This window comes from Micromonospora sp. CNZ322, from assembly GCF_007827755.1.
In genome coordinates, this window is record NZ_VITD01000001.1 from 834398 (window position 1) to 857815 (window position 23418).

Sequence of the window (23418 nt, forward strand, 5' to 3'; positions counted from 1 at the left end):
TGGGCCGTACTCCCGATCTTGCCTGGCTGTGTCGGTGGCCACCCGGAGCGGGCGACGGTTGTCGATGTGGGTCGGGCGTGTTGTCATTGGCCAATGTCCGGTGCCGAGGAGCTGCTGCGGTCGAGGGGCCTGCGTGTCACGCGGCCACGCCTCGCGGTGCTCGACGTGCTGGCCGGCGGCGGCCACCTGGAGGTCGACGAGATCACCCGGCGGGTTCGCGAACGCCTCGACTCGGTCTCCACCCAGGCGGTCTACGACGTGCTGGGCGCGCTGTCCCGGGCCGGGCTGTCACGCCGGATCGAGCCGGCGGGCAGTCCCGCCCGCTATGAGGCACGGGTGGGCGACAATCACCACCACGTGGTCTGCCGGGGCTGCGGCGAGATCGCCGACATCGACTGCGCGGTGGGCAGCGCCCCGTGCCTGGAGCCGAACAGCGCGCACGGGTTCGAGGTGGACGAGGCCGAAGTGACCTTCTGGGGTCTCTGCCCGGGCTGTCGGGCCCGCCGCTCCGCCGACGTCTGATCAGCGGCACCGGTTGGCACGTGACCGGCGAGGTCGGCCCCACCGTGGCACTCTTGAGCGGTGGACTCCGATGACCTCGGCCTTTTCGGTCCGGGTTCGGTCACGTGGAAGGTGCACGAGGAGCCGATCCTGATCGTCGCCGGCCTGCGCTCGCTCTACCTCCAGGCGTTGCACCCCCGGGCCATGGCCGGGGTCGCGCAGAACAGCAACTACCGCACCGACGCCTGGGGCCGGCTGGTCCGCACCGCGACCTACGTGGCGACCACCGTCTACGGGACCACCGCCGAGGCGGAGGCCGCCGGGGCCCGGCTGCGCCGCCTGCACGACCGGCTGCGGGCGACCGACACGCTCACCGGTGAGCAGTTCCGGATCGACGAACCAGACCTGCTGCGCTGGGTGCACGTGACCGAGGTCGAGTCGTTCCTGAGCACGGCCCGACGCGCCGGGCTGCCGCTGACCGACGACGAGGTGGACGGCTACTACACCGAGCAGCGCCGCGCCGCCGCCCTGGTCGGCCTGGACCCGGCCACCGTCCCGGGGACCGCCGCCGAGGTCGCGGACTACTACGAGGCAGTACGGCCACAGTTGCGGATGACCCGGGAGGCCGCCGAGACAGCGGTGTTCCTCACCGCCCCGCCGCTGCCGTGGAAGCTCAGCCTGCCGGTCCGGTTGGGACTGACGCTGGGCCCGCCACGTTGGGCGTACCTGGGGATCGCCAGCACCGCGTTCGCGCTGCTGCCGACGTGGGCACGCCGGATGTACGGAGGTCTCGGTCTACCGACCACCGCGCTGTCGGCGGACCTGACCGTGCGCGCGCTGCGGCTCGCGTTCGCCGCCGTCCCCCGCCGCTATCTGGAGGGGCCGTTGATACAGGCAGCCAAGGAGCGGGCCGCCCGGCAAGCCGACGCCTCGCTGGCCGGTTGACCCGACCCTCGGCAGCGGGATCAGCCGGCGGCGGGCCGGTCCATGGCCGCCCACGGCTCCTTGCCCGGGGCCTGCGCGCCCGTCGGGCAGTGCCGCCGGAAGTCGCACCAGCCACAGCGCGGGCTGGGCGCCACCGGGAAAGCCTCGTCCGCGTCGGCACCGTCGGCGACTGCCCGCTCGGCGGCCATGATGTCGCGGGCTGTCTCTTCCGCGCGGGTCAGTTGTCGGGCCAGCGACTCGACGGTGTGGTCGTGGCCGGCGACCGTGCCGGTCGGCAGGTGGTGCAGCTCCACCCGGCGGCACGGCCGACGGAACACACGCTCGGCGGCGTACGCGTAGAGCGCCAGCGCCTGCGAGCCCCGGGCGTCGTCGGTGTCCAGCCCGGTGCGGCCGGTCTTGTAGTCGACGATGACCAGCTCCGGCCCCTCGGGGCCGGGCCGCGAGTCGATGCGGTCGGCGCGACCGTTGAACGCCAACACCGCGGTCTTGACCGCCACCACCCGCTCCACGCCGAGCGGGTCGGAATCCGGCTCCAGCGTCTCGACGTACGCCTCCAGCCATCCCAACGCCCGCCGGTAGGCGGCCCGCTCCTGCTCATCATCGCGGTAGCCCTCGCGGACCCAGGTGCCCTTGAGCAGCGTGGCCAGCGCCTCGGGACGCCGCCGGTCGGCGGGCAGCGCATACCAGTTCTTCAGGGCGGTGTGCACGCTGGCGCCGAGCGAGTTGTGCGCCCACGGGGGGCCCTTGGGTGGGGCGGGCCGGTCGACGTAGGAGTAGCGGTAGCGACGCGGGCAGTCCGCGTACGTGCCGAGCTTGCTCGGGGTGCAGACGAACAGCCGCTCCGGCATGCCCTCGAAGCCGAGCTGCTCGGCGTCGCCGGCGCGCTGTCGCGGGGCCCGGCCGCCGGCGGCCGGCCGCCCCGCTGATGAGGATCGTCGCACGCCTGCGATCCTGCCATCCACCTCCGACATCGCGCGCGTGCCGTCAGGCCATGTTCACGTACTGCGTGACGAAGGCGGCCACCGCGTCGGCGATGAGCTGCACGGCGATAGCGGCCAGCAGCAGGCCGGCGATCCGGGTCAGCACCTCGATCCCGCCCGGCCGGAGGATCTTCACGATGCCGCCGGAGAAGCGCAGGACGATCCAGACGGCGACCATCACGGCGAGGATCGCCACGGCGATGGCGCTGAACTCTCCCAGCCCGTCGGCCTGCTGGACGAAGAGCATGGTGGCCACGATGGCGCCCGGGCCGGCCAGCAACGGCGTGCCCAGCGGCACCAGCGCGATGTTGGAGGTGACCTGCTGGCTCGGGTCGTCGGCCTTGCCGGTCAGCAGTTCCAGGGCGACGAGCACGAGCAGGAGCCCACCGGCCGCCTGCAACGCCGGCAGGTCCACGTGCAGGTAGTCGAGCAGGGTCTGCCCCGCCACCGCGAAGATCACGATGACGCCGAGCGCCAACGCGACGGCCTGCCAGGCTGCCCGGTTACGGTCGCGGGCGGGCAGCGGGCCGGTCAGCGCCAGGAAGATCGGCATCATGCCCGGCGGGTCGGTGATCACCAGCAGGGTCACGAAAACCTCGCCGAACAGCTTCAGATCCACGTGATCAACCTAGCCGCGCCGCGATGGGCGAAATACCCGGATCAGCCCGAAGCGACCTCGGTCACCCCCTCGGCGACGATCCGCTCGTACGCCTCGACGCTGGTGCTGAAAGCGCCGAGCTGGACGGTCTTGTGGGTGCCGTGAAAATCCGAGGAGCCGGTGACGAGCAGACCCAGCTCGGCGGCGAGCGCCCGCACGTGTTCCCGTTCGGCCGGGCTGTGGTCCTCGTGGTCCGTTTCCAGCCCGGCGAGCCCGGCGGCGGCCAGCTCGGCGATCAGCTCGTCGGGCACCACCCGGCCACGCCGGGTGGCGCGCGGGTGGGCGAAGACCGGCACGCCTCCGGCCTCCCGGACCAGTCGAACGGCCCGGAACACGTCGATGTCCTCCTTGGGCAGCCGGTACCGCTCGCCCAGCCAGTCCGGGCCGAACGCCTCCCGGACGCTGTCGACCAGGCCGGCGCGGATGAGTGCCTGCGCGATGTGCGGCCGTCCCACGGTGCCGCCACCCGCGCCGGCCAGGATGTCCGGCCAGTTCACGTCGATGCCGTCAGCCCGCAGGAGGCCGACCATCCGTTCGCCGCGCTCCTCCCGGGCGGCTCGGACCCGCGCCAGCTCGGCCACCAGCTCCGGGTGGTCCGGATCGAACAGGTACGCGAGCAGGTGCAGTGGCACCGCCGGCTGCGCACCGGACCAGCGACACGACAACTCGGCACCCCGGATCAGACGCAGACCTGGCGGCAGCGCGCCCACGGCCGGCGCCCAGCCGGCCGTGGTGTCGTGGTCGGTGATCGCCAGCACGTCCAGCCCGGCGTCGAAGGCCGCGCCGACCAGCCCGGCCGGGGTCAGCGTGCCGTCGCTGGCTGTCGAGTGGGCGTGCAGGTCGATCCGGGGGGCGGAGCCGGTACGCGAGGTCACCGCCCGACGTTACCGAGGAAACAGCGAGCCCGGCTCACATGGGCCACCCGGGGTCAGAAGCCCTGCACCAGGATCGGCCGCTCTCCGGCTGGCACGCCGGGCACCGCAGCGGGGCTGGCCGGCTTTCCCGCCCGCACCTGGCCGACGTCGACCCGGACCAGCTCGCCCGTGCCGTCGAGGTAGGAGGCCTGGGTCCCGTCGCTCCACACGACCGCCCCGGTCATCGGCGGCCCGGCCGCAACGGCGGTCGCCGCCGGCCCGAGCCGCTGCAGGTCGACCAGCAGGGACCGACCGGCGGTGCCGCTCCCACCGTTGACCAGCAGCCAACGCCCGTCCGGCGAGACCCCGCCGACGCCGTCCCGGCTCAGGTCTGGACCGCAGCCGGTGCGTACCGGGTCCAGGCGACGTGTCGGGGCGAGGATGGCGAGGCAGGTCCGGCCCGGCTCGGTCGTGGTGACCTGCCCGACGAGCCGCCCGTCGGGCAGCCGCCCGTACACGTTGAGGCTCTTCTGGTCGATGGCCTCGGGCAATGGCCCCGCACCGGGCCGCCAGAGGGTGTGACCGGCGCTGGCCGGGTCGAGCCGGACCAGCACGCTGTCAGCGACGAACCGGACGGGCTCCGCCGCCGCCGGCACCGGGGTGCGCACCGCCCCGATGAGTTGGGTGCCGACCACGCCCGCCACCAGGAGATCGTCCCCGTCGCGCCAGGCGACCTGGAGGCTGTCCGGGGCCAGGACGATCGCGCCGGCACCGGCCAGCAGCACCTGCACCAGGCCGTCGTCCTGCACCACCCACAGGGAGCGTCCTGCGGTGCTCGGCGCGCCGACCACCAGCCAACCGCCGCCGCTGGGCAGCGGCTGGACGTGTTCGGCCGGCCCCACGTCGGGCAGCACCAGCCGCCGTCCGTCGGCGTTGACCAGCGTCTCACTGAAGAGGAGGGAGGTCGACGTCTTGGGCGAGGTGGCCGAGCCGGGAACGCTGGCCGTCGGGAGCGGCCGGTTGGTCGGGCCCGGGTCGCCGATCACGACGATGGGTGAGCCGTCCCGCCTGGTCTCGGCACCGAGCTGGGCCATGCCGGCGCTGAGCAGCACTGTGGTGACCGCCGCGAGGGCGAGGCCGGCGGCGTTGCGTCGACGCCGGATCCGGTTCGCGCGGCGGATGGCCTGGCCGGCCGGATCGACGCTCAGTGGGCGGGCAACGGCGACCTGGTGCGAGAGTGTCTCCCGCACCGCACCTTCCAGCTCGTCAGGCCGCACCTGGTATGAACGCTGCGGGCCGTCCGTCAGGTTGTCGCGCCCGCCCGGGAACTGACTCACTGCTGTTCCCCGGAGCCCGTGCCGACGGGCACGGCCGCCGGGGCGGTGGGCAGTACGACCTGCTGGCTGATCGCACGCGGCACGGCGGCGCGGGGAGCGGCCGGGCGGGGCACGGGTCGGCCAGCCGCCCGTTCGGGACGGGGTGTGGCAGCGGCACCGGTGGCCGGGACTCGCCCGGTCCGGGAACCCGAGCCCGTCGTCCGGCCGGCGGCACCGGTCGCGGCCCCTGCACCGGCGGCAGCGACCGACCGGCCGGCGATGCCGGCGGCGGCTGCGAGCTCCGGTGCGTCCGCTCCCAGTCGCCGACGGAGCGTGGCGAGCGCCCGGGACGCCTGGCTTTTCACCGTGCCCGGTGAGATGTCCAGCATCGCGGCGGTCTGCGCCTCCGACATGTCCTCGTAGTAGCGCAGCACCAGCACTGCTCGCTGCCGGTTGGGCAACTCCCGGAGGTGCCGCCAGAGCAGGTCACGGTCAAGTTGCTGCTCGATCTCGTCGACGCCGGCCCGTTCGGGCAGGACCTCGGTCGGGCGTTCGCCGTGCCAGCGCCGCCGCCACCAACTGGTCGACGTGTTGACCATCACACGCCGGGCGTACGGCTCGACCGCCTCGATTCCGCCGAGCCGCTTCCACGCGAGGTAGGTCTTGGTCAGCGCCGTCTGGAGCAGATCCTCGGCCGTGGCCCAGTCGCCGGTGAGCAGATAAGCGGTGCGTAGGAGCGCGGCGGAGCGGGCCGCGACGAACTCGCGGAACTGCTCCTCCAACGAGTCCTTGCTCGCCACCGCCCACCTCCACACCCCTGCCGTCCTGGCAGAGTGCCACGTCAGCGGCGCTCTGGTCCATGACGAAAGGTGCGCACTTGCTCCGATGTTCGGTCGAAAACCTTCACGCCCCGTCGTCGGCCTTGGCCTCGTCGGCCTCCTTGCCGAGCCGCGCCTCGACGGCCTGAGGCTCGTACATCTCCTCGACGACGCGCAGGTAGAGCTCGTTCGGGTTGGGCAGGTTCTTGATCTCGCGGAGCGCCTGCTCCTGGCCGGCGGACTCCAGCACGAAGGTGCCGTAGTTGAGCGCTCGGCCGGTCGGAGTCTGCTCGTACTTCATGTCGGTGACCCGGACCAGCGGCATCATCGCCACCTTGCGGGTGACGATGCCGTTGACCACCATGACCCGCTTGTTCGTCAGGATGAACCGGTCGTACCACCAGTCGGCGACCTTCCACGCCACCCAGCCCATGACCGCGAACCACAGCAGCACGGCGATGGTGGTCAACGCGCCGACGTCCTGGCCGGCGAGGAAGCCGGAGAGGTAGCCGAGCACGAAGGTCGCTGCGACGCCGATCAACAGCGGGTTGGTGAGGTGGATCCAGTGTCGCTTCCACTCGCCCCGGTAGCGCTCGGTGGGGAAGAGGTAGCGAGCCACCAGCGAACTGGGCTCGTCTTCCAGGGGCAGCACCCGCCGAGGGGTCGAGCCGGTCGCGTCGGCGCGCAACCCGGCCAGCTCGTCCTCGGAGATCTGCGGTGGCTGGTAGCTGGCCTCCGGATCACGGATCCACCCCCGACCGGAACGACCCTGACCGGCATAGCCGGGCCCGTCGCCATAGCCGACGTCGTCCGAAAGGGACGGACCGTCGGACAGGCCGGGACCGGCCCCGTAGCCCGGGCCGTCATCAGGCCCGATCCGCGGGATCGGCTCGGTGTCTCGCTCGCGACGTTCCCGGTCGGGGTCGTCCGGGTCGAAGGGTGGACCGGAGGGGCTGCCCATCGGCGGCTAGGCGACGAGGCTGGTGAAGAAGTCGCCAAACCCCTGGGCGATATCCATGATCCCGCCGCCGAGCGACTTGAACACGTCCGCCGCAGAGTTTGGCCGGTAGGCGACGAAGAAGATCAAGAATGCGATTCCGGCCCAGGTGAGGACCTTCTTGACCATGGCGGGCCATCCTCTCGCGCGGCGCCGGGTCCCATTACCGCAGCGGCACCCAGAGTATCAGTGTGGTGTCGTACAGTGAATATCTGCGTCCGTTCTCCGTCAATCCGGAAGAGTTGTCAAGCTCTACCAGGTAGATACGGGGACGGTGCGCCGTACACGAGTTCGGGCGGAGTCCACTCGGTCAGGTCGTGTAGCACGACGTCTTCCGCGAGCAGGTGACCCGCACTCGCCGGCCAGGCTATCGCATGGAGCCACATTCCCCGAGCCTCGCCGGCGTACGCGCTTCGATCCGTTGGTGAATTCACCAACCACAGTGGAGTAGGGTGCCCGCCGACCTTGATCTTCGCCTGTCCGACGTGGTCAGGGTGACCCGACCCCGGGTCGGTCAACGCGTCCACCAACTCCGGTCCCGGATCCGGGCCGGTCAGACCGGCGAGCCGGGTGCCCAGGCCGACACCGGGTTCCTCGGCCACGAAGACCAGATCGGCCGGACCACCACCGAGCGGTGCCGGGCCCGCGCAGGCCACCACTGTCGCCCGCACGCCCGTCCGGTCGTCCCCGGCGTACGCCACGCCGGTGAGTGTCCAACCGGGCGGCAGCGGCCACGGGCACCACAACGGCGTCACCGGCGGATCGCCGGTCGCGGTGATCCGTTCCACCACGCTCGCCACGATGTCCGCTCCGATGTGCTCGGGCACGTGCAACGGCGGCACCGGGCCGCAGCGCACACACCTCGAGTCGGTGTTCATCAGATCCGGCGCCCTTACCGGGCCCCCGCATCTCGGACAACTCACCGCGACACTCACATCCCCACCGTCTCCCCGGACCGCCGGCACGTCAAGCCGGAACGTCCGATTCGGCACCGTACGGGGGTCAGTCCGGTGGCGAACCGGCGTGCGCGCGGATCCAGGCGTGCATGGCGATTCCGCTGGCCACGCCCGCGTTGATCGACCTCGTCGAGCCGTACTGGGCGATGGAGTAGAGCTGGTCGCAGGCGGCACGGGCCGGCGCGGAGAGGCCGGGCCCCTCCTGACCGAACAGCAGCACGCAGTCCCGCGGCAGGGTGCCGGTCTCCAGCGGACGCGACCCGGGCAGGTTGTCGATGCCGAACACCGGCAGCTGCCGGTCGGCCGCCCAGGCGACGAACTCCTCGATCGTCTCGTGGTGTCGTACGTGCTGGTACCGATCGGTCACCATCGCGCCGCGCCGGTTCCACCGTCGCCGTCCGACGATGTGCACTTCGGCGGCGTTGAACGCGTTGGCGTTGCGCACCACAGTGCCGATGTTGAAGTCGTGCTGCCAGTTCTCGATCGCGACGTGGAAGCCGTGCCGGTGCCGGTCCAGGTCGGCGACGATCGCCTCGTGCCGCCAGTAGCGGTAGCGGTCGACGACGTTGCGCCGGTCCCCCTCCGCCAGCAGTTGACTGTCGTAACGGGGGTCGTCCGGTGGGTCCCCCGGCCAGGGGCCCACGCCCACCTCAAGCTGGTCGTCGGTCACGGTCATCAGAGGGTACGGACCGCGTCGGCGCCCGCCGCGACGGCCTGCCGGTCAGCCCAGGTCGAGGGCGGCACCGAGCCGGTCCAGGAAGCGCCGGTCCGCCGGGCTGGCAGGTGGGTCCGCCCGGCGTGCGCCGGCGCCGGGCACCGCGCGACAGACCCGGGCCGCGACCGACTGCACCCACTGCCGGTACGCGGCCGAGTCGGCGGGGTCGGCTCGCCGCCGGAGGACCCGGCTCGCCGCCCGACAGGCGGCCAGCAGGTCCACCAGGTCGGTGAGCCGCTCAGCGGGTTGCGGAGTGCCGTCGTGGCGGGCGTAGATCGTGGCGACCACCGCGCGGACCAGGTCGCTGTCGGAGGCTCGGCCCGCGGCCACGGCATCCAGGCCGGCCAGGCCGGCCATCACGCCACGCTCCGTCCGGCCAGGACCGGCTGCCGCGGCGGCGACGAGAACCCGACCGGGCAGGCCGGTGAGCAGATCCCACTCGGCGGCGGAGTAGACAGCGGTGGTCAACGGTGCGGCTCGGCGGCCGGCAGAGGACGGCTCTCCCGCTACGGAGTGGCTCATCGGAACCTCCGGCGTCAGCATATGCCCCGCGACGGGCACAGAGCCCCTTCCCCCGCAGACCCGCGGAGGGAAGGAGCCCGGTGTTCGTCGACGGTCCAGCCCGCCGCGACGGTCAGCGCGGCTCGGGGAAGCTGGGCCGCTCCGGGTCCACCCCGTCGGGCACCGCGGCGGCCGCGTACTCCCGTTTGGGGACCATGACCTTGCGCCGGAAGACGCAGACCATCGTGCCGTCCTGGTTGTAGCCGCGAGTCTCCACCGACACCACGCCCCGGTCGGGCTTCGAGCCGGACTCGCGCTTGTCCAGCACCGTGGTCTCGCCGTAGATGGTGTCGCCGTGGAAGGTCGGCGCGACGTGCCGCAGCGACTCGACTTCCAGGTTGGCGATCGCCTTGCCACTCACATCGGGCACGGACATGCCGAGCAGCAGCGAGTAGATGTAGTTGCCGACCACGACGTTGCGCTTGAACTGGCTCGCCGTTGCGGCGTAGTGCGCGTCCATGTGCAGCGGGTGGTGGTTCATGGTGAGCAGGCAGAAGAGGTGGTCGTCGTACTCGGTGACGGTCTTGCCCGGCCAGTGCCGGTAGACCGCGCCGACCTCGAACTCCTCGTAGTAGCGACCGAACTGCATGCTGGTCCCTTCGACGGGCGGCGATGGAGTTCGGCACAGCATGCCTTACCGATGGTTAAGGCGACCGGCGGGGCGCGACGGCGGCGGAAATGTCACACCGGTCACTCGCCTGGGGGGAGACGCAATGAGCGGCGGGGCCCTCCCCGGCACCCGCCGCCCACGCTCTGATGTGAGGAATTCTGCCCTACGCCTGCGTAGGTTCAACAGAGATCGCGGTCACATTTATCTTTTTGTAACACTACTGAGCGTGACGAACCGGAGGTTGATCAGCGATCTCCGCAGGCCGGATACCTCCTTGTCAAGGCCCAAGTTACCGATTCGTAGTGCTCAATCGCGTGGATCTCCCTGGAAACGCTCCCATTACCGCAGGTCACGCAAGTGCGTCATGCACTTGCGTTCCGCAGGTCGGGTGTGAACAGACGCTCATCGATGACCAGGAGCACCCCCCGGCAGCCCCGGGCACGTTTCGCACCCCACCGCCCGGGAATTCGATACGGTCAGCCCTGGTTCTACGGGACGTAGATAAACCGCGGTGATCGGAGAGTGCAATGGCAACCGTTGAGCTGACCTCGGCGAACTTCGACGAGGTGACCGGCAACGACGGCATCGTCCTGGTCGACTTCTGGGCCGACTGGTGTGGTCCGTGCAAGCGGTTCGCCCCGGTCTACGAGCGCTCCTCGGAGAAGCACCAGAACATCGTCTTCGGCAAGGTCGACACGGAAGCTCAGCAGGAGCTGGGCGCGAAGTTCGACATTCGCTCGATCCCGACGATCATGGCGATCCGTGACGGCGTCATCGTCTTCGCCCAGCCGGGTGCCCTTCCCGAGTCCGCGCTGGAGAACCTGATCGAGCAGGTCGAGGCGCTGGACATGGACGACGTCCGCAAGCAGCTGGCCGAGCACAAGCACTGAGTCGTCCCCACGACGACACGCGAGGCCGGGCCCGATGCGGGCCCGGCCTTCGTCGTACCCCCAACCACTCCCGCATGATCACCTGCCTGGTCAGGCCGAACTGGCCGTCGGAGGGACCCGAGGCCGTCGGTACATCCCGTATCGTCACGACCCGATGGAGAACCTGACCACCCGCGGGCGCGTGACCCGGCTGGGCGCGACCGCACTGGGCCTCGTCCTGCTCGTCGTCGGCACCTTCTGGGGCAGCGACGACGACTTCCCGTTCGGCCCGTTCCGGATGTACTCCACCTCCAACCCGCCGAACGCACCCGCACCCGACACCCGCGTCGAGGGGGTGAACAGCTCCGGGGCGGTGGTCGACCTCGACCAGAACGCGACAGGCATCCGCCGCGCCGAGATCGAAGGTCAGCAGGCCCGATACGCCGCCGACCCGACGCTGCTCACCGAGGTCGCCGACGCGTACGCCGAACGCCACCCGGACGCCCCCGCGCTGGTCGAGGTCCGCATCGTCATCCGCTGGCACGGCATCCGCGCCGGCCGACCGACCGGCCAACACACCGACCAGACCGTCGTCCGCTGGCAGGCCACCCGATGAACCGCTGGCTGACCGAGGCCGTACCCCGGGGCCGGGTGGCCGCCTTCCGCACCCTGATCTACCTCTTCGTCGCCGCCGATCTGGTGATCTTCACCCCCTGGGTACGCACCCGGGTCAGCGTGCCCGGCGACCTGTACCAGCCACTCCTGATCGGCCGCCTTCTCCCACTGCCGACGCCAACCGAGACGCTGGTGACGGTGATCTTCTGGGCGTTGCTGCTGCTCGCCCTTCTCGCCGCCACCGGACGAGCACCCCGGCTGCTCGGCTGGGCGGTGTGCGCGCTGTACCTGGAGTGGATGATCATCGCGATGAGCTACGGGAAGGTCGACCACGACCGGTTCGGGCTGCTCGTCGCACTGGCCGTACTGCCCACCGCCGGTCGCGCCCGACACGGCGACACCACCCGCACCGAGGCCGGCGGCTGGGCGCTACGCGTCACCCAGATCGCGGTGATCTGCACGTACTTCCTGGCCGCCTTCGCCAAGCTGCGCTTCGGCGGGCTGGACTGGCTGACCGGCTCGGTCCTGGCCCGCGCGATCATCCGGCGCGGCACCGACCTGGCGGACCTCATCGCCCAGGTGCCGTACCTGCTGATCGTCGCCCAGTTCGGCATCGTGGCGTTCGAGCTGCTGAGCCCGATGGTCTTCCTGCTGCCACCCCGCTGGCGACTCGCCATGGTCGGCTTCTTCTACTCGTTCCACGCGGTCACCATCGCGACCATCACGATCTCGTTCGCGCCGCACCTGGCCGCGATGACCAGCTTCCTACCGCTGGAGCGGGTGCGCCCGTTGGTCTGGGCACGCCGACTGATCGGCCGCAGCCCTTCCGAGGCGGCGACGACGGATGCCCCGCAACCGCGCCCGGCCGAGGTCGACCCGGTGCCGGCCGACCAGGGCCCAGTGACAGCCGGCGCGGGGCCGGCGCTCGACGATCAGGCCCCGGTGGTCGGGCGACCGGTCGGGCCGTAGAGCCGCTCCCGGGCCTCCTGGGGCAGGGAGCAGGTCGCCGTGCCACCGGGAAGCCGGTGCCGGTTGCGCGCCACCCAGCGGTACAACGGCCAGGCCGCGACGCGTACCGGAGGAATCCGCAGGCCGGCGCCGGCGATCCGCCAGAGCGGACCACTCGCGGCGAGCAGCTTGGCGATGGCGTCCGGACCGGCCGCGCGGGAGCCGTCCGCGCCGACCCACTGCACGGCCTCCTCGCACTCGGCCACGGTGAGGCCGAGCGCGTCCAGGTCGGCGAACTGCCAGGGCACCACCCGCGCGGCGGTGGGGATGCGGCGCTCGATGAACTCCGCACAGCTCGTGCAGAACGCGCAGTCCCCGTCGTAGACGAAGGTCGACGTCTCCATGGCGTCCATCCTCCCCTCTCCGACCACCCGGACGCCCACCGGTGTACGGCGGGTCACTTGCGCTCACCTCGTACACGTGTTCGAATAGTGCCCATGCGCTGGGACAACCTCACCGCTCCCCCGGTCGAGGGAGACCCCGAGCGGGCAGCGCCAGCGACGCCACCCCTGCCGCTGGCGCTGCCCGGCGCCGTCGCCCGCACCTTCGACACCCCCGAGTTCGCCGGGATGACCTTCTACGAGGTGCAGGCCAAGTCCATCCTCAACCGGGTTCCCGGGCAGTCCCGCGTCCCGTTCGAGTGGACGATCAACCCGTACCGAGGCTGCTCCCATGCCTGCACTTACTGTTTCGCGAGAAATACTCACACCTATCTTGATCTTGACGCCGGCGCGGACTTCGACCGGAAGGTGATCGTCAAGGTCAACGCCGGTGAGCTGGTCCGGCGGGAGTTGGCCGCGCCGCGCTGGCGGGGCGCGCACGTGGCGATGGGCACCAACGTGGACTGCTACCAGCGCGCCGAGGGTCGTTACCGGCTGATGCCGCAGATCATCGGTGCCCTGCGCGACTTCGCCAACCCGTTCTCGATCCTCACCAAGGGCACGCTGATCCTGCGCGACCTGCCGCTGCTGCGCGAGGCCGCCGAGGTGACCACGGTGGGCATCTCCTTCTCGGTGGGGTTCGTCGACGAGCACCTCTGGCGCACCGTCGAGCCCGGCACGCCGCACCCACGCCGCCGGCTCGACGCCGTCCGGGCGCTCGCCGACGCCGGCTTCTCCGTCGGCGTGCTGATGGCCCCGATCCTGCCCGGCCTCAGCGACAGCGATGAGTCGATCGACGCCACCGTCTCGGCGATCGCCGCCGCCGGTGCGACGAGCGTGACCGCCCTGCCCCTGCACCTGCGTCCCGGCGCCCGGGAGTGGTACGCGCACTGGCTCGCCCGCGAGCACCCGCACCTCGTGCCCCGCTACCGCGAGCTCTACCGGGCCGGTGCGTACGCCCCGCAGGCGTACCAGCGGGAGTTGACCGCGCGGGTGCGGATCGCCGCCCGCCGGCACGGGCTGCACCGCGGGGATCGGGGGGACAACCGCAGCCTGCCCGAGCCGCCGCACCCGGTGGCGGCCGAGCAGCTGACGCTGTTGTAGTCGGAGCTACAGTCGGCGGGTGCGTACCGCTCAGCAGATCCTCGCCAACTCCGCCGTGATCGCCGTCGTGGGCGCGTCCCGCGACCCGCTCAAGGCCGCGCACGGCGTGCCGTTGCAGATGCAGCAGTACGGCTGGCGCATCATCCCGGTCAACCCGACGGTCGACGAACTGTTCGGGGAACGGGCCTACAAGAGCCTCGCCGACATTCCGCACCCCGTCGACCTAGTGGACGTGTTCCGACCGGCGGCCGACGCCGTGCAGGTGGTCCGGGACGCGGCGGCGATCGGCGCCCCCGCGGTCTGGCTGCAACTGGGCATCGTCTCGGCCGAGGCGCGGCGGATCGCCGAGGAGGCCGGCATGGACTACGTCGAGGACCGCTGCCTCATCGTCGAACGCGCCGCCGCCAACCTGACCCGCCTGACCTGACCCTCGCGGGGCGGGGCGGGTCAGAGCTTGTATTCCTTGAGGAGACCTCGGGAGATGATCGTCTTCTGGATCTCTGAGGTGCCCTCGCCGATGAGCAGGAACGGGGCCTCCCGCATCAGCCGCTCGATCTCGTACTCCTTGGAGTAGCCGTAGCCGCCGTGGATTCGGAACGCCTCCTGGACGACCTCGGCGCAGTATTCCGAGGCGAGCAGCTTGGCCATCCCGGCCTCCACGTCGTTGCGCTGGCCGGCGTCCTTGAGGCGGGCGGCGTTGACCATGAGGGCGTGCGCGGCCTCAATCTTCGTGCCCATCTCGGCGAGCTTGAAGGCGATCGCCTGGTGCTTGGCGAGGGGTTGACCGAAGGTCTTGCGCTGCTGGGCGTAGCTCACGGCCAACTCGAAGGCGCGGATGGAGATGCCGCAGGCACGAGCGGCCACGTTGACCCGGCCCACCTCGATGCCGTCCATCATCTGGTAGAAGCCGCGGCCCACCTGGTCGGCGCCGCCGAGGATCGCGGAGTCCGGCACGGTCACGCCGTCGAGCACCATCTCGGTGGTCTCGACGCCCTTGTAACCCATCTTCTCGATCTTGCCGGGGATGGTGAGGCCGGGGGCGGTCTCGCCGAAGCCCGGCTCCTTCTCCAGCAGGAAGGTGCTCATGTTGCCGTAGACGGACTCCGCGCCGGTGTCGGTCTTGACCAGGGTGGCCACCACCGAGGAGTAGGCGCCGTTGGTGAGCCACATCTTCTGCCCGTTGAGCACGTAGCGGTCGCCGTCCCGGACGGCCCGGGACTTGATCGCCGAGACGTCGGAGCCGGTCTCGGGCTCGGACATGGAGAACGCTCCGCGCACCTCGCCGGTGGCCATCTTCGGCAGCAGCCGGGCCTTCTGCTCGGGGGAGCCGTGCTGGGAGATCAGGTACGCCACGATGAAGTGGGTGTTGACGATGCCGGAGATCGACATCCAGCCCCGGGACAGTTGCTCCACCACCAGCGCGTAGGTGAGCAGCGATTCACCGAGGCCGCCGTACTCCTCGTCGATGGTGAGGCCGAACAGCCCCATCTCGCGCATGCCGTCGAGGATGTCGGTGGGGTACTCGTCGGCGTGCTCCAACCGCTGGGCGTGCGGGATGATCTCCTTGTCGGCGAAGTCCCGAACGGTCTCCAGGATCGACTGTTGCACATCGGTCAGGCCGGGCGTCTGGGCGAGTCGGGCCATCTCAGCCTCCGGGGATCCGCGCACTACTCATGGGTAACTGAACGCTGGGTCAGTATCGGCCCCTCGGGTCGACGAGGCCAAGGTGACCAGTCCACACAACCGCTGTGAAAAGGTTCACCGCTGCGGGTAGCGTCCGGCAAGAGGGACTTTTCCGGCACCGGCAGGAGGAGGACAGCTGTGAGCTACCCGCCGCCGTCGGGACCGCCCGAGGACGAGCCGCCGCCGTCACCCTACGAGCCACCGAAGGACCAGTCGCCGTACGCGCCACCGCCGGCCGGTCAGTCGCCGTACGCGCCGCAGCCGGACCAGCCGGCGTACGAGCTGCCAGCGGAACGCTCACCGTACGGGCCACCGGCGGGCGAACCGTCGCCGTACGGCCACCAGGGGCCGCAGCAGTCGGCGCACTGGAGCCAGCAACCGCCGTACCCCCCGCAGGGCCCCTACGGTCAGTACGGCCCACCGCCGTCTGGGCCGGGTCGGGGCACCAACGTGCTGGCGATCCTGTCGCTGGTGTTCGCCTTCGTCTTTCCGCCGGCCGGCGCCGTCCTCGGCCACGTGGCCAAGCGGCAGATCCGCACCAGCGGCGAGGAGGGCGACCAGCTCGCGACCTGGGGGCTGATCCTTGGCTACGTCTTCACCGGGCTCACCGTGCTGGCCTGCTGTGGTTGGCTGGCGCTGGTGGCCTTCAGCAACACCGGCGACAGCGGCGGCTACTGACGAACGGCCCGGTGCCGGCCGGCGCGGTCAGCGGAAGCGGGCCTCGCGGACGCTGCCCGGTGCCGGCCGGCGCGGTCAGCGGAAGCGGGCCTCGCGGACGCTGTTGCCGCCGTCCACCACAAGCATCTGCCCGGTGATGTACGAGGCGGCCGGCGAGCAGAGGAAGCTGATCGCCGCGGCGACCTCGTCCGGTGTGCCCGGTCGCCCCACCGGGGTGCCCAGCCCCTGCTTGATCTCGGCCATGGTGGACGCCGCGGTGTAGATGGTGCCGGGTGCCACCGCGTTGACGGTCACCCCGTCGGCGATCATCTCCATGGCCAGGGCCCGGGTCAGCCCGACGACCCCGGCCTTCGCCGCGGCGTACGCCGCCTCGGTGGGCAGGGCGTTGACCGGGCCGGCCGTGGCCGCCAGGTTGACGATCCGACCCCAACCCCGCTCGGCCATCCCCCCGATGAACGCCCGGCTGCACAGGAATGCGGTGGAAAGGTTGCGGTCGATCTCACCGCGCCACTCGTCGTAGGTCAGCTGCGCTACCGGCCGCAGCACCCCCTGGCTGGCCCGACTGGCCAGGCCGGCGTTGTTGACAAGCACCTCGACGTCGCCCAACTGCTCGGCGACCGCATCGGCCAGCGCGCCGACCTCGGACTCGTCGGTCAGGTCCGCGACGAAGCCGGTCACCCCCAGCTCTGTCGCCCGCTCGTGGATGCGTCGGGTGGTGGAGACGATGGCCACCCGCGCGCCCAGGTCGGCGAGTCGCCGGGCGGTGGCGTAACCGATGCCGTCCGGGCTGCCGGCCCCGGTGACCAGGGCGACCCGCCCGTCGAGGCGCATGGTGACCGGGTCGGTGAGCGAGACCGGCTCGTCGGGACCGGGGCTACCCGCCGGGGCGGCCGTCCGGGCGCGCCGGGCCGCACCCGGGCGGCTGACGTCCCGTCGGGGTCGACTGCCGGAGCGGTCCGCGGCGCGCGCGTCGTATGCCATGTCAGGGATCCTGCCCGTTACGACCGGCCCGAGCAACGCGGCACCCGGAAGCAGGGGCGTCGGGTTTGGGCGGCGCTGGCTACCCTGTCTCCGCACCCCAACCCGACGGAGAGTTCGCATGACCAATCCCCCGCCGCCCGGCAACTGGAGCGATCCCACGTGGTCGGCCCAGCCGTCGAGCCCCGCACCGGACCCGACCCTCGTGGCCGGTCAGCCGGTGCCCGCGCAACCTGGCCCGGTCGACCCGTACGCCCCCGATCCGTACGCCCCGGACCCGTACGCCCCGGTCGACCCGTACGCCGGCGCGAAGCAGCCAGCGGCCCAGCCGATGCCTGGCTACGCCCCACCCGGATACGCCCAGCCTGGTTACCCGCCGCAGTACCCCGGCTACGGCTACCCGCAGCCCCCGAAGACCAACGGGATGGCCATCGCGGCGTTCGTGCTGGCCCTGATCGGTTTCACGTCCTGCATCACCGCGCCGATCGGCGCGATCCTCGGCCACGTGGCGCAGAAGCAGATCCGGCTCAGCGGCGAGGGCGGGGCGGGGATGGCGAAGGCCGCCATCATCGTCGGCTGGATTCTCACCGGGTTCCTGGTGCTGGTGATCGCCATCTACGCCGCCGCGATCATCTACGCGATCGCGACGAGCGACAACAGCAGCAGTTACTGACCGGCCCGCGGGGGCGGGCCGGCGTACCGGCGGTTGTCGGGCCGGACCGACAGCCGGCGGCGGTCGTCCCGGCCCGGCCGGTCACTGCGCCGGTGGGGTGAACGACGAGGTACGGCTCATCCCGGCGGCCCGGCCCTTGGCCGCGACCACCAGCGCCATCTTGCGGGACGCTTCGTCGATCATCTCGTCGCCGAGCATCACGGCACCGAGCCGGCCGCCGGCCTCCGAGGTGTAGTGCTCGTACGCGTCGAGGATCAGCTCGGCGTGGTCGTAGTCGGCCTGCGCCGGCTGGTAGACCTCGTTGGCGGCGTCGATCTGGCCCGGGTGCAGCACCCACTTGCCGTCGAAGCCCAGCGCGGCCGAGCGCTTGGCCACCTCGCGGAACGCGTCGACGTCGCGGATCTGCAGGAACGGGCCGTCGATGGCCTGCTTGTCGTGCATCCGCGCGGCCATCAGGATCCGCATCAGGATGTAGTGGTACGGGTCGCCCGGGTAGTCCGGGATCAGGCCGCCGACCACCATCGACTTCATGTTGATCGACGCCATGAAGTCGGCCGGGCCGAAGATGATGGTCTCCACGCGCGGCGAGGCGGCGGCGATCGCGTCCACGTTGACCAGGCCGGCGGCGTTCTCGATCTGCGCCTCGATGCCGATCCGACCGACCTCCAGACCGATGGTCTTCTCGATCTGGGTGAGCGTCAGGTCCAGCCACTGCACCTGGGCGGCGGTCTGCACCTTCGGCAGCATGATGCAGTCGAGGTTGGCGCCGGCGCCCTCGACGACCTCGATGACATCCCGGTAGGTCCACGGGGTGGTCAGGTCGTTGACCCGGACCACCCGGGTCTTGCCGGCCCAGTCACCCTCGTTGAGGGCGGCCACGATGTTCTTGCGCGCGTCCGGCTTGGCCAGCGGGGCGACGGCGTCCTCCAGGTCCAGGAAGACCTGGTCGGCCGGGAGGCCCTGGGCTTTGCCGAGCATCTTCACGCTGGAACCTGGCACGGCGAGGCAGGACCTGCGGGGGCGACCGACTGCGGCCATGGATGCGCTCCTTCCAGCGTCCGGCGGGCATGCCGACGCCACCTGACGACAGATCCGGGACCTTAACGATCCCAAAGGGCGTTGTGACGCCACGGTAACCTCGCGCCATGACCGGGGTGAATGGACCTGTGGAAGATCTCACTGGGCGCCGACTGGTGGTGGTGACCGGGGCCAGCTCCGGCATCGGGCTGGCCGCCGCCGTGCACCTGGCCTGCCGGGGCGACCAGGTGGTGCTGGTCGGGCGGGACCCGGCCCGCCTGCAGGCCGCAGCCGTTCGGGTACGGGAGAACTCCGGTGAACGTCCGGAGCTGTTCCGGGCTGACTTCGCGGTCCTCGACGACGTACGCCGGCTGGCCGAGCAGCTCCGGGCGGCGTACGACCGGATCGACGTGCTCGCCAACAACGCCGGCGCGATCGCGTTGCAACCACTGAGCACTGTCGACGGCTTCGAGATGTCGATCCAGGCCAACCACCTGGCCCCGTTCCTGCTGACCAACCTGCTCGCCGACCGGGTGGGCCGGGTCGTGGTGACCGCCTCCGGCGCGCACCGCTTCGGCGCACTGGACCCGGACGACCTGAACAAGCCACTGCGTGACTACCGGCCGATGGGCGCGTACGGCACCAGCAAGCAGGCGAATGTCCTGTTCACCGCCGAGGCCGCCCGGCGCTGGCCGGACGTTGCCGCGTACAGCTTCCACCCCGGGGTGGTCCGCACCCGGTTCGCCAACGACAGCAGGCTGGTCGCGTTCGGCATGCGGTTCATGCCGTTCCGCAGCCCGGAGAAGGGCGCCGAGACCCTGGTGTGGTTGGCCAACCAGGAGCGCTCCCGGCTGATCAACGGGGGTTACTACGTCGACCGTCGGCCGCGTCGACCGCTCCGCAAGGCGGCCGATCCGCAGCTCGCCGCCCGGCTGTGGGCGGCGAGCGCCAAGGCCGTCGGTCTCGATGGCTGACCGGGCCGGTGTGCTGACGCTCGTCGCGATCGTCGAGTTCGCCGTCGGGGCCGAGGCCGCCGGGCAGCGCTACGAGGACGCCGTGCTGGACCTGCTCGAACGGCACGGCGGCCGGCTGGAGCGGCGACTGCGCGGCACCGACGGGCAAACCGAGGTGCACGTGATCCAGTTCGACGGGCGGGCCGGCTACGAATCGTTCCTCGCCGACCCGGAGCGGGCGGCGCTGCGTACCGCCCTCGGTGAAGCCGCGCCGACGACCCGGGTCATCGAGGTGCACGAGGGCTGACCCGGTAGGCGGGGGGCCTCGGTCCGTTCGTGTCGCGCCGTCAGTCGGCCAGCGGAGTCGGGTCGGCCGGCAGGGCGCTGGGTTCGCTCCGCCGGCCGCCGAGCACCACCACCGCCACGCCGGCCAGCAGCAACGCCATGCCGAGCAGCGCGTACGGGCGGGGTAGCTGACCCAGCCAGGCCCAACCGAGCACTGCCGCGCCGGGCGCCTCCAGCAGGATCAGCACGCTCACAGTGGTTGCCGGGATTTTCCGCAGGGCGTAGTTGAACATCGAGTGCCCGAGCAGTTGGGCACCCGCCACCAGGGCCAGGATGGCCAGCCAGGTACGCCCGTCGAAGCCGGTCAGCCGTACGCCGCCGGCCAGGCACAGGGCCAGCAGGATCAGCGCGCAGATCCCGTAGCAGATGGTGGTGTAGGTGGTGGTGCTGATGCTGACCCGGGCCCGTTCCCCGAAGGCGGTGTAGACGGCGGCGAACATGGCGCCGATCAGCGCCAGCACGTCACCGAGGACGGCCCGGCCGGAGACCCCCACGTCCACCCCGGTGGCGACCGCCGCGCCGCCGACCGCCACCGCGATGCCGATCCACACCACCCGCGGCAGCGGACGCCCCTGGGCGCGGGCGATCAGCCCCTGCCAGACCGGCTGGGTGGCGACCAGGGCGGTGGACGTGGCGACCGAGGTGAGCTGAGCGCTCGGCACCCAGGTCGCGAAGTGCCCGGCCAGGGCGACCCCGGACAGAACGCAGAACAGGCCCTCCCGCCGCCCCGCGCCAACTGTCAGTCTGCGGAACTCGGCGCGGCGTCGGACCAGCGCGAAGGGGCTCAGCACGGCCACCGCGAGCAGGTTGCGCCAGAACGCGATGGCCAGCGCGGGGGCGGCGGCGTACGCGATCAGCGGCGCGGACGACGACACGGCGACCACGGCCAGCCCGACCGCGCCGGTGGTCAGCGGATCCACTGATGGCCGGGGCGAAGGTGGGGGCACGGGACGTAATCCTCACACGTGTGATGGCCAGCACGGACGGTCATCACTCCGTTACGATCACGCGGGTTCGCGCCGACGACCCTCGACCGCCCGGAGGCGCTCCCCCATGGCCAGCTACCAGGCGGTGCTGTTCGACTTCTTCGGCACCCTGACCCGTTCGGTACAACGCGGTGTCGCGCACGTCGGCACCGCCGAGCTGCTCGGATGTCCCACCGAGATCTTGACCGAGGTGCTGAACCGCACCTACTACGAGCGGGCCAGCGGCCGGCTCGGCGACGCGGAGGCGACCCTGCGCTGGGTGTGCGCCCAGGCCGGCGTACAGCCCAGCGACCACGCGGTACGGGCAGCGGTGGCGTCCCGGCACCGGGCGGTCCGCGCCGACACCTGGCTGCGGGCCGACGCGGTGCCGGTGCTGGCGGCTCTGCGCCAGCGCGGCCTGCGCACCGGCGTGATCAGCGACTGTACGCACGAACTGCCGGCCTTCCTGCCGCAGCTCGCGATCGCCCCCCTGCTCGACGTACGGGTCTTCTCGGTGCAGGTCGGGCGGTGCAAACCGGATCCGACGCTCTACCTGACGGCCTGCCAGCGGCTCGGGCTCGCGCCGGGCGACTGCCTCTACGTCGGTGACGGCGGCAGCCAGGAGCTGACCGGCGCCGAGCGGGCCGGGATGACCGCCGTCCGGCTCGCCGCACCGGATCTGGCCACGCACATGGTGTTCAACGCCGACCGGGACTGGCGCGGCCCCACGCTCGGCACCCTGGGCGAGGTGCTCGCCCTCGTCGACGCCGACGCCGCGGTGGCGGGCGTCGGCGGTCGGACCTGATCAACCGATCAGCGGCGGCGGACCCGGTGCAGGCGGAACGGCTTACGGGTGGCCCGGACCGCCGGAGTCGCCCGGGGTGGCTCGGCCTGCGCGTCGGCCGGCAACTCCGTTCCGGCCAGCGGGGTACCGGCCGGGGCGAGGCGGTTCACCGCGCATCCGTCGGCAGCCCATCGGGCCACCAGGTCAGCGGTCGGACCGGGCGCGTTGAGGCGCTTCGCCGCCACCAGCGCCGCGGTGACATCCCACGCCTCGGTGCCCGGCTGCAACCGGCTCACCCGGGCCGGCCAGGTGACGATCCGACCACCGTGGTCGCCGCGCAGGGTGACCTGGGCCTCGGTCGCGTCGGCCAGACCCGGTGCGGCCTGCTCGCCCGGCCCGCTGACCACCAGCAGCGCGCCCTCCAGCGGGGCGCACCAGAGCGCGAGCGCCGGCCCGCCGGCAACGCTGACCCAGGCCACTGCGGCCTTCTTCATCGCCTCGTCGACCAGTGGGGTGCCCCCGGGGGCGTCCTCGTCCGTCACACCCGCATCCTCCCGCATCGGCGCCTCCGCTCAACCCACGAACGGCGGCACGGCGATCTCGCCGCGGGCCACCGGCACCACCTGGCCGGCGACCGTCGCGCCGATCGCCACACCGTTCGCCGCGGTGACCGTGCAGGCCAACGCGGACGGACGGTTCATCTCCACGCCCTGACGGACCGCGTACTCCGACCGCCCCTCGCCGGGCAGCAGACCGCTCGCCACCAGCCAGACACCGAGGCCGAGCGCCGCCGAACCGGTCGCCGGGTCCTCCGGAACGCCCATCCCCGGCACGAAGACCCGGGCGTGCGCGGTTTGCGCGGTCGCGTCCCAGGAGAAGACGCTGACGTGCGACACCCCGTACCGCTGCGCTGCCGCCGGATCCACCCGGGCGCGGGCCACCGACTCCGGACGCACCGGCAGGTACGGGAACTCCAGCCCGCAGCCGGCGACCCGGGGGGCGGGCCCGACGTGGTCGTCGGCGACCAGCCCGGCGATCTCCAGCAACGGCTCCGGGTCCAGCTCCGGGCCGAGGGTCGGGGCGCCACCGGTCAGCGTCGCCCCGGACGCGGTCACCTCGATTGGCAGCACACCGGCCCGGCACTCCTGGGTGACCTGCCCCACACCGAACATGCCCCGCCGGCAGGCGGTGACCGCCGCGCCGACGCTGGGGTGCCCGGCGAACGGCAACTCCTCCACCGGAGTGAAGATCCTGGCCCGGTAGGTGCTGCCGACCTGGGTCGGCGGCAGCACGAACACCGTCTCGGACAGGTTGAACTCCAACGCGAGCGCCTGCATCTGCTCGGTGGCCAGCGCCTCCGCGCCGAACACCACCGCCAGCGGATTGCCGGCGAAGGGGCGATCGGTGAAGACGTCCACGATCTCGTAGGCCAAGGTCGACATGTTGATAAACACT

At 71.6% G+C, this 23418-nt stretch carries 30 protein-coding genes; 12 read left to right on the top strand and 18 right to left on the bottom strand.

What is annotated here, in order from left to right:
• Positions 1–93 precede the first annotated feature (93 nt).
• Positions 94–522 carry a Fur family transcriptional regulator gene (locus FB453_RS03850; RefSeq protein ID WP_112581661.1) on the top strand — a complete coding sequence of 143 codons (429 nt, stop codon included), beginning with the start codon at positions 94–96 and terminating at the stop codon, positions 520–522.
• Positions 523–582: 60 nt separating this feature from the next.
• On the top strand, positions 583–1446 hold the full coding sequence (locus tag FB453_RS03855) for an oxygenase MpaB family protein (RefSeq protein WP_145787505.1): 864 nt from the start codon (positions 583–585) through the stop codon (positions 1444–1446).
• Between the two features lie 20 nt (positions 1447–1466).
• Here the strand turns inward: FB453_RS03855 and FB453_RS03860 are convergent, their stop codons facing one another.
• The 11 genes from FB453_RS03860 to FB453_RS03905 all read right to left on the bottom strand — a co-directional run bounded on the left by FB453_RS03860 (position 1467) and on the right by FB453_RS03905 (position 9890).
• Positions 1467–2417 carry a RecB family exonuclease gene (locus FB453_RS03860; RefSeq protein WP_486480143.1) on the bottom strand — a complete coding sequence of 317 codons (951 nt, stop codon included), beginning with the start codon at positions 2415–2417 and terminating at the stop codon, positions 1467–1469.
• Between the two features lie 13 nt (positions 2418–2430).
• Positions 2431–3045 (bottom strand): MarC family protein, encoded by a 615-nt coding sequence (locus FB453_RS03865; RefSeq protein WP_091394729.1) that lies wholly within the window; start codon positions 3043–3045, stop codon positions 2431–2433.
• Positions 3046–3086: 41 nt separating this feature from the next.
• A complete protein-coding gene (locus tag FB453_RS03870; protein ID WP_145787509.1) occupies positions 3087–3959 on the bottom strand; it encodes a PHP domain-containing protein in 873 nt (290 codons plus the stop codon).
• A 53-nt stretch (positions 3960–4012) separates the two neighbouring features.
• Positions 4013–5275 carry a hypothetical protein gene (locus FB453_RS03875; protein ID WP_186718052.1) on the bottom strand — a complete coding sequence of 421 codons (1263 nt, stop codon included), beginning with the start codon at positions 5273–5275 and terminating at the stop codon, positions 4013–4015.
• Positions 5272–6054 carry a SigE family RNA polymerase sigma factor gene (locus FB453_RS03880; RefSeq protein ID WP_486480144.1) on the bottom strand — a complete coding sequence of 261 codons (783 nt, stop codon included), beginning with the start codon at positions 6052–6054 and terminating at the stop codon, positions 5272–5274. Before FB453_RS03880 ends, FB453_RS03875 begins: the two co-directional genes overlap by 4 nt.
• A 103-nt stretch (positions 6055–6157) precedes the next feature.
• A complete protein-coding gene (locus FB453_RS03885; protein WP_088951386.1) occupies positions 6158–7033 on the bottom strand; it encodes a PH domain-containing protein in 876 nt (291 codons plus the stop codon).
• A gap of 6 nt (positions 7034–7039) precedes the next feature.
• Entirely contained in the window at positions 7040–7198 is a 159-nt protein-coding gene (locus tag FB453_RS34005) for a hypothetical protein (protein WP_007455302.1), read from the bottom strand.
• Between the two features lie 116 nt (positions 7199–7314).
• Positions 7315–8061 carry a DUF6758 family protein gene (locus FB453_RS03890; protein WP_373861357.1) on the bottom strand — a complete coding sequence of 249 codons (747 nt, stop codon included), beginning with the start codon at positions 8059–8061 and terminating at the stop codon, positions 7315–7317.
• A gap of 10 nt (positions 8062–8071) precedes the next feature.
• Positions 8072–8695 carry a TrmH family RNA methyltransferase gene (locus FB453_RS03895; RefSeq protein WP_145787869.1) on the bottom strand — a complete coding sequence of 208 codons (624 nt, stop codon included), beginning with the start codon at positions 8693–8695 and terminating at the stop codon, positions 8072–8074.
• A gap of 51 nt (positions 8696–8746) precedes the next feature.
• Positions 8747–9283: a hypothetical protein gene (locus FB453_RS03900; RefSeq protein WP_181549199.1), complete on the bottom strand. Its 537-nt coding sequence runs from the start codon at positions 9281–9283 to the stop codon at positions 8747–8749.
• Between the two features lie 91 nt (positions 9284–9374).
• Positions 9375–9890 (bottom strand): MaoC family dehydratase, encoded by a 516-nt coding sequence (locus tag FB453_RS03905; protein WP_030486570.1) that lies wholly within the window; start codon positions 9888–9890, stop codon positions 9375–9377.
• 548 nt (positions 9891–10438) lie between these two features.
• On the opposite strand from FB453_RS03905, the gene trxA reads away from it, so the two are divergent.
• The 3 genes from trxA to FB453_RS03920 all read left to right on the top strand — a co-directional run bounded on the left by trxA (position 10439) and on the right by FB453_RS03920 (position 12364).
• The gene (gene trxA, locus FB453_RS03910; protein ID WP_074316526.1) at positions 10439–10801 is read left to right on the top strand and encodes a thioredoxin; all 363 of its coding nucleotides are present in this window, start codon (positions 10439–10441) and stop codon (positions 10799–10801) included.
• Between the two features lie 154 nt (positions 10802–10955).
• On the top strand, positions 10956–11396 hold the full coding sequence (locus tag FB453_RS03915) for a hypothetical protein (protein ID WP_091394742.1): 441 nt from the start codon (positions 10956–10958) through the stop codon (positions 11394–11396).
• Positions 11393–12364 carry an HTTM domain-containing protein gene (locus tag FB453_RS03920; protein WP_112725961.1) on the top strand — a complete coding sequence of 324 codons (972 nt, stop codon included), beginning with the start codon at positions 11393–11395 and terminating at the stop codon, positions 12362–12364. The genes FB453_RS03915 and FB453_RS03920 overlap by 4 nt, the downstream gene beginning before the upstream one ends.
• Here FB453_RS03920 and FB453_RS03925 read toward each other — a convergent pair.
• Positions 12328–12747 (bottom strand): thiol-disulfide oxidoreductase DCC family protein, encoded by a 420-nt coding sequence (locus tag FB453_RS03925; protein WP_145787871.1) that lies wholly within the window; start codon positions 12745–12747, stop codon positions 12328–12330. The genes FB453_RS03920 and FB453_RS03925 overlap by 37 nt on opposite strands.
• Before the next feature lie 93 nt (positions 12748–12840).
• Between FB453_RS03925 and FB453_RS03930 the strand changes: the two genes are divergently transcribed.
• Both FB453_RS03930 and FB453_RS03935 read left to right on the top strand, forming a co-directional pair.
• Complete coding sequence (locus tag FB453_RS03930) at positions 12841–13887, top strand: Rv2578c family radical SAM protein (RefSeq protein WP_145787514.1); 1047 nt, start codon at positions 12841–12843, stop codon at positions 13885–13887.
• Between the two features lie 19 nt (positions 13888–13906).
• The gene (locus FB453_RS03935) at positions 13907–14314 is read left to right on the top strand and encodes a CoA-binding protein (RefSeq protein WP_145787516.1); all 408 of its coding nucleotides are present in this window, start codon (positions 13907–13909) and stop codon (positions 14312–14314) included.
• 20 nt (positions 14315–14334) lie between these two features.
• On the opposite strand, the gene FB453_RS03940 is transcribed toward FB453_RS03935, so the two are convergent.
• Positions 14335–15531, bottom strand: a complete 1197-nt coding sequence (locus tag FB453_RS03940) for an acyl-CoA dehydrogenase family protein (protein ID WP_145787519.1) — start codon at positions 15529–15531, stop codon at positions 14335–14337.
• Between the two features lie 177 nt (positions 15532–15708).
• On the opposite strand from FB453_RS03940, the gene FB453_RS03945 reads away from it, so the two are divergent.
• Positions 15709–16248, top strand: a complete 540-nt coding sequence (locus tag FB453_RS03945; protein ID WP_112581673.1) for a DUF4190 domain-containing protein — start codon at positions 15709–15711, stop codon at positions 16246–16248.
• A 75-nt stretch (positions 16249–16323) separates the two neighbouring features.
• Here the strand turns inward: FB453_RS03945 and FB453_RS03950 are convergent, their stop codons facing one another.
• Positions 16324–17229, bottom strand: coding sequence for an SDR family oxidoreductase (locus tag FB453_RS03950; RefSeq protein ID WP_145787521.1), 906 nt, complete (start codon positions 17227–17229; stop codon positions 16324–16326).
• A gap of 118 nt (positions 17230–17347) precedes the next feature.
• Between FB453_RS03950 and FB453_RS03955 the strand changes: the two genes are divergently transcribed.
• Positions 17348–17899 carry a DUF4190 domain-containing protein gene (locus FB453_RS03955; RefSeq protein ID WP_112581674.1) on the top strand — a complete coding sequence of 184 codons (552 nt, stop codon included), beginning with the start codon at positions 17348–17350 and terminating at the stop codon, positions 17897–17899.
• A gap of 81 nt (positions 17900–17980) precedes the next feature.
• Here the strand turns inward: FB453_RS03955 and FB453_RS03960 are convergent, their stop codons facing one another.
• On the bottom strand, positions 17981–18937 hold the full coding sequence (locus tag FB453_RS03960; protein WP_091394764.1) for an HpcH/HpaI aldolase/citrate lyase family protein: 957 nt from the start codon (positions 18935–18937) through the stop codon (positions 17981–17983).
• Between the two features lie 128 nt (positions 18938–19065).
• Between FB453_RS03960 and FB453_RS03965 the strand changes: the two genes are divergently transcribed.
• Together FB453_RS03965 and FB453_RS03970 are read left to right on the top strand one after the other, a co-directional pair.
• On the top strand, positions 19066–19890 hold the full coding sequence (locus tag FB453_RS03965) for an SDR family NAD(P)-dependent oxidoreductase (RefSeq protein ID WP_112581675.1): 825 nt from the start codon (positions 19066–19068) through the stop codon (positions 19888–19890).
• Positions 19883–20176 carry a DUF1330 domain-containing protein gene (locus FB453_RS03970; protein WP_145787523.1) on the top strand — a complete coding sequence of 98 codons (294 nt, stop codon included), beginning with the start codon at positions 19883–19885 and terminating at the stop codon, positions 20174–20176. Before FB453_RS03965 ends, FB453_RS03970 begins: the two co-directional genes overlap by 8 nt.
• A 40-nt stretch (positions 20177–20216) precedes the next feature.
• On the opposite strand, the gene FB453_RS03975 is transcribed toward FB453_RS03970, so the two are convergent.
• The gene (locus FB453_RS03975) at positions 20217–21161 is read right to left on the bottom strand and encodes a DMT family transporter (RefSeq protein WP_145787525.1); all 945 of its coding nucleotides are present in this window, start codon (positions 21159–21161) and stop codon (positions 20217–20219) included.
• Positions 21162–21267: 106 nt separating this feature from the next.
• Here FB453_RS03975 and FB453_RS03980 point away from each other — a divergent pair, with 106 nt between their 5' ends.
• On the top strand, positions 21268–21984 hold the full coding sequence (locus FB453_RS03980; protein ID WP_112604106.1) for an HAD family hydrolase: 717 nt from the start codon (positions 21268–21270) through the stop codon (positions 21982–21984).
• 8 nt (positions 21985–21992) lie between these two features.
• Here FB453_RS03980 and FB453_RS03985 read toward each other — a convergent pair whose 3' ends face one another.
• Positions 21993–22523 (bottom strand): hypothetical protein, encoded by a 531-nt coding sequence (locus FB453_RS03985; RefSeq protein ID WP_145787527.1) that lies wholly within the window; start codon positions 22521–22523, stop codon positions 21993–21995.
• A gap of 12 nt (positions 22524–22535) precedes the next feature.
• Complete coding sequence (locus FB453_RS03990; protein ID WP_145787529.1) at positions 22536–23405, bottom strand: PhzF family phenazine biosynthesis protein; 870 nt, start codon at positions 23403–23405, stop codon at positions 22536–22538.
• Positions 23406–23418 lie beyond the last annotated feature (13 nt).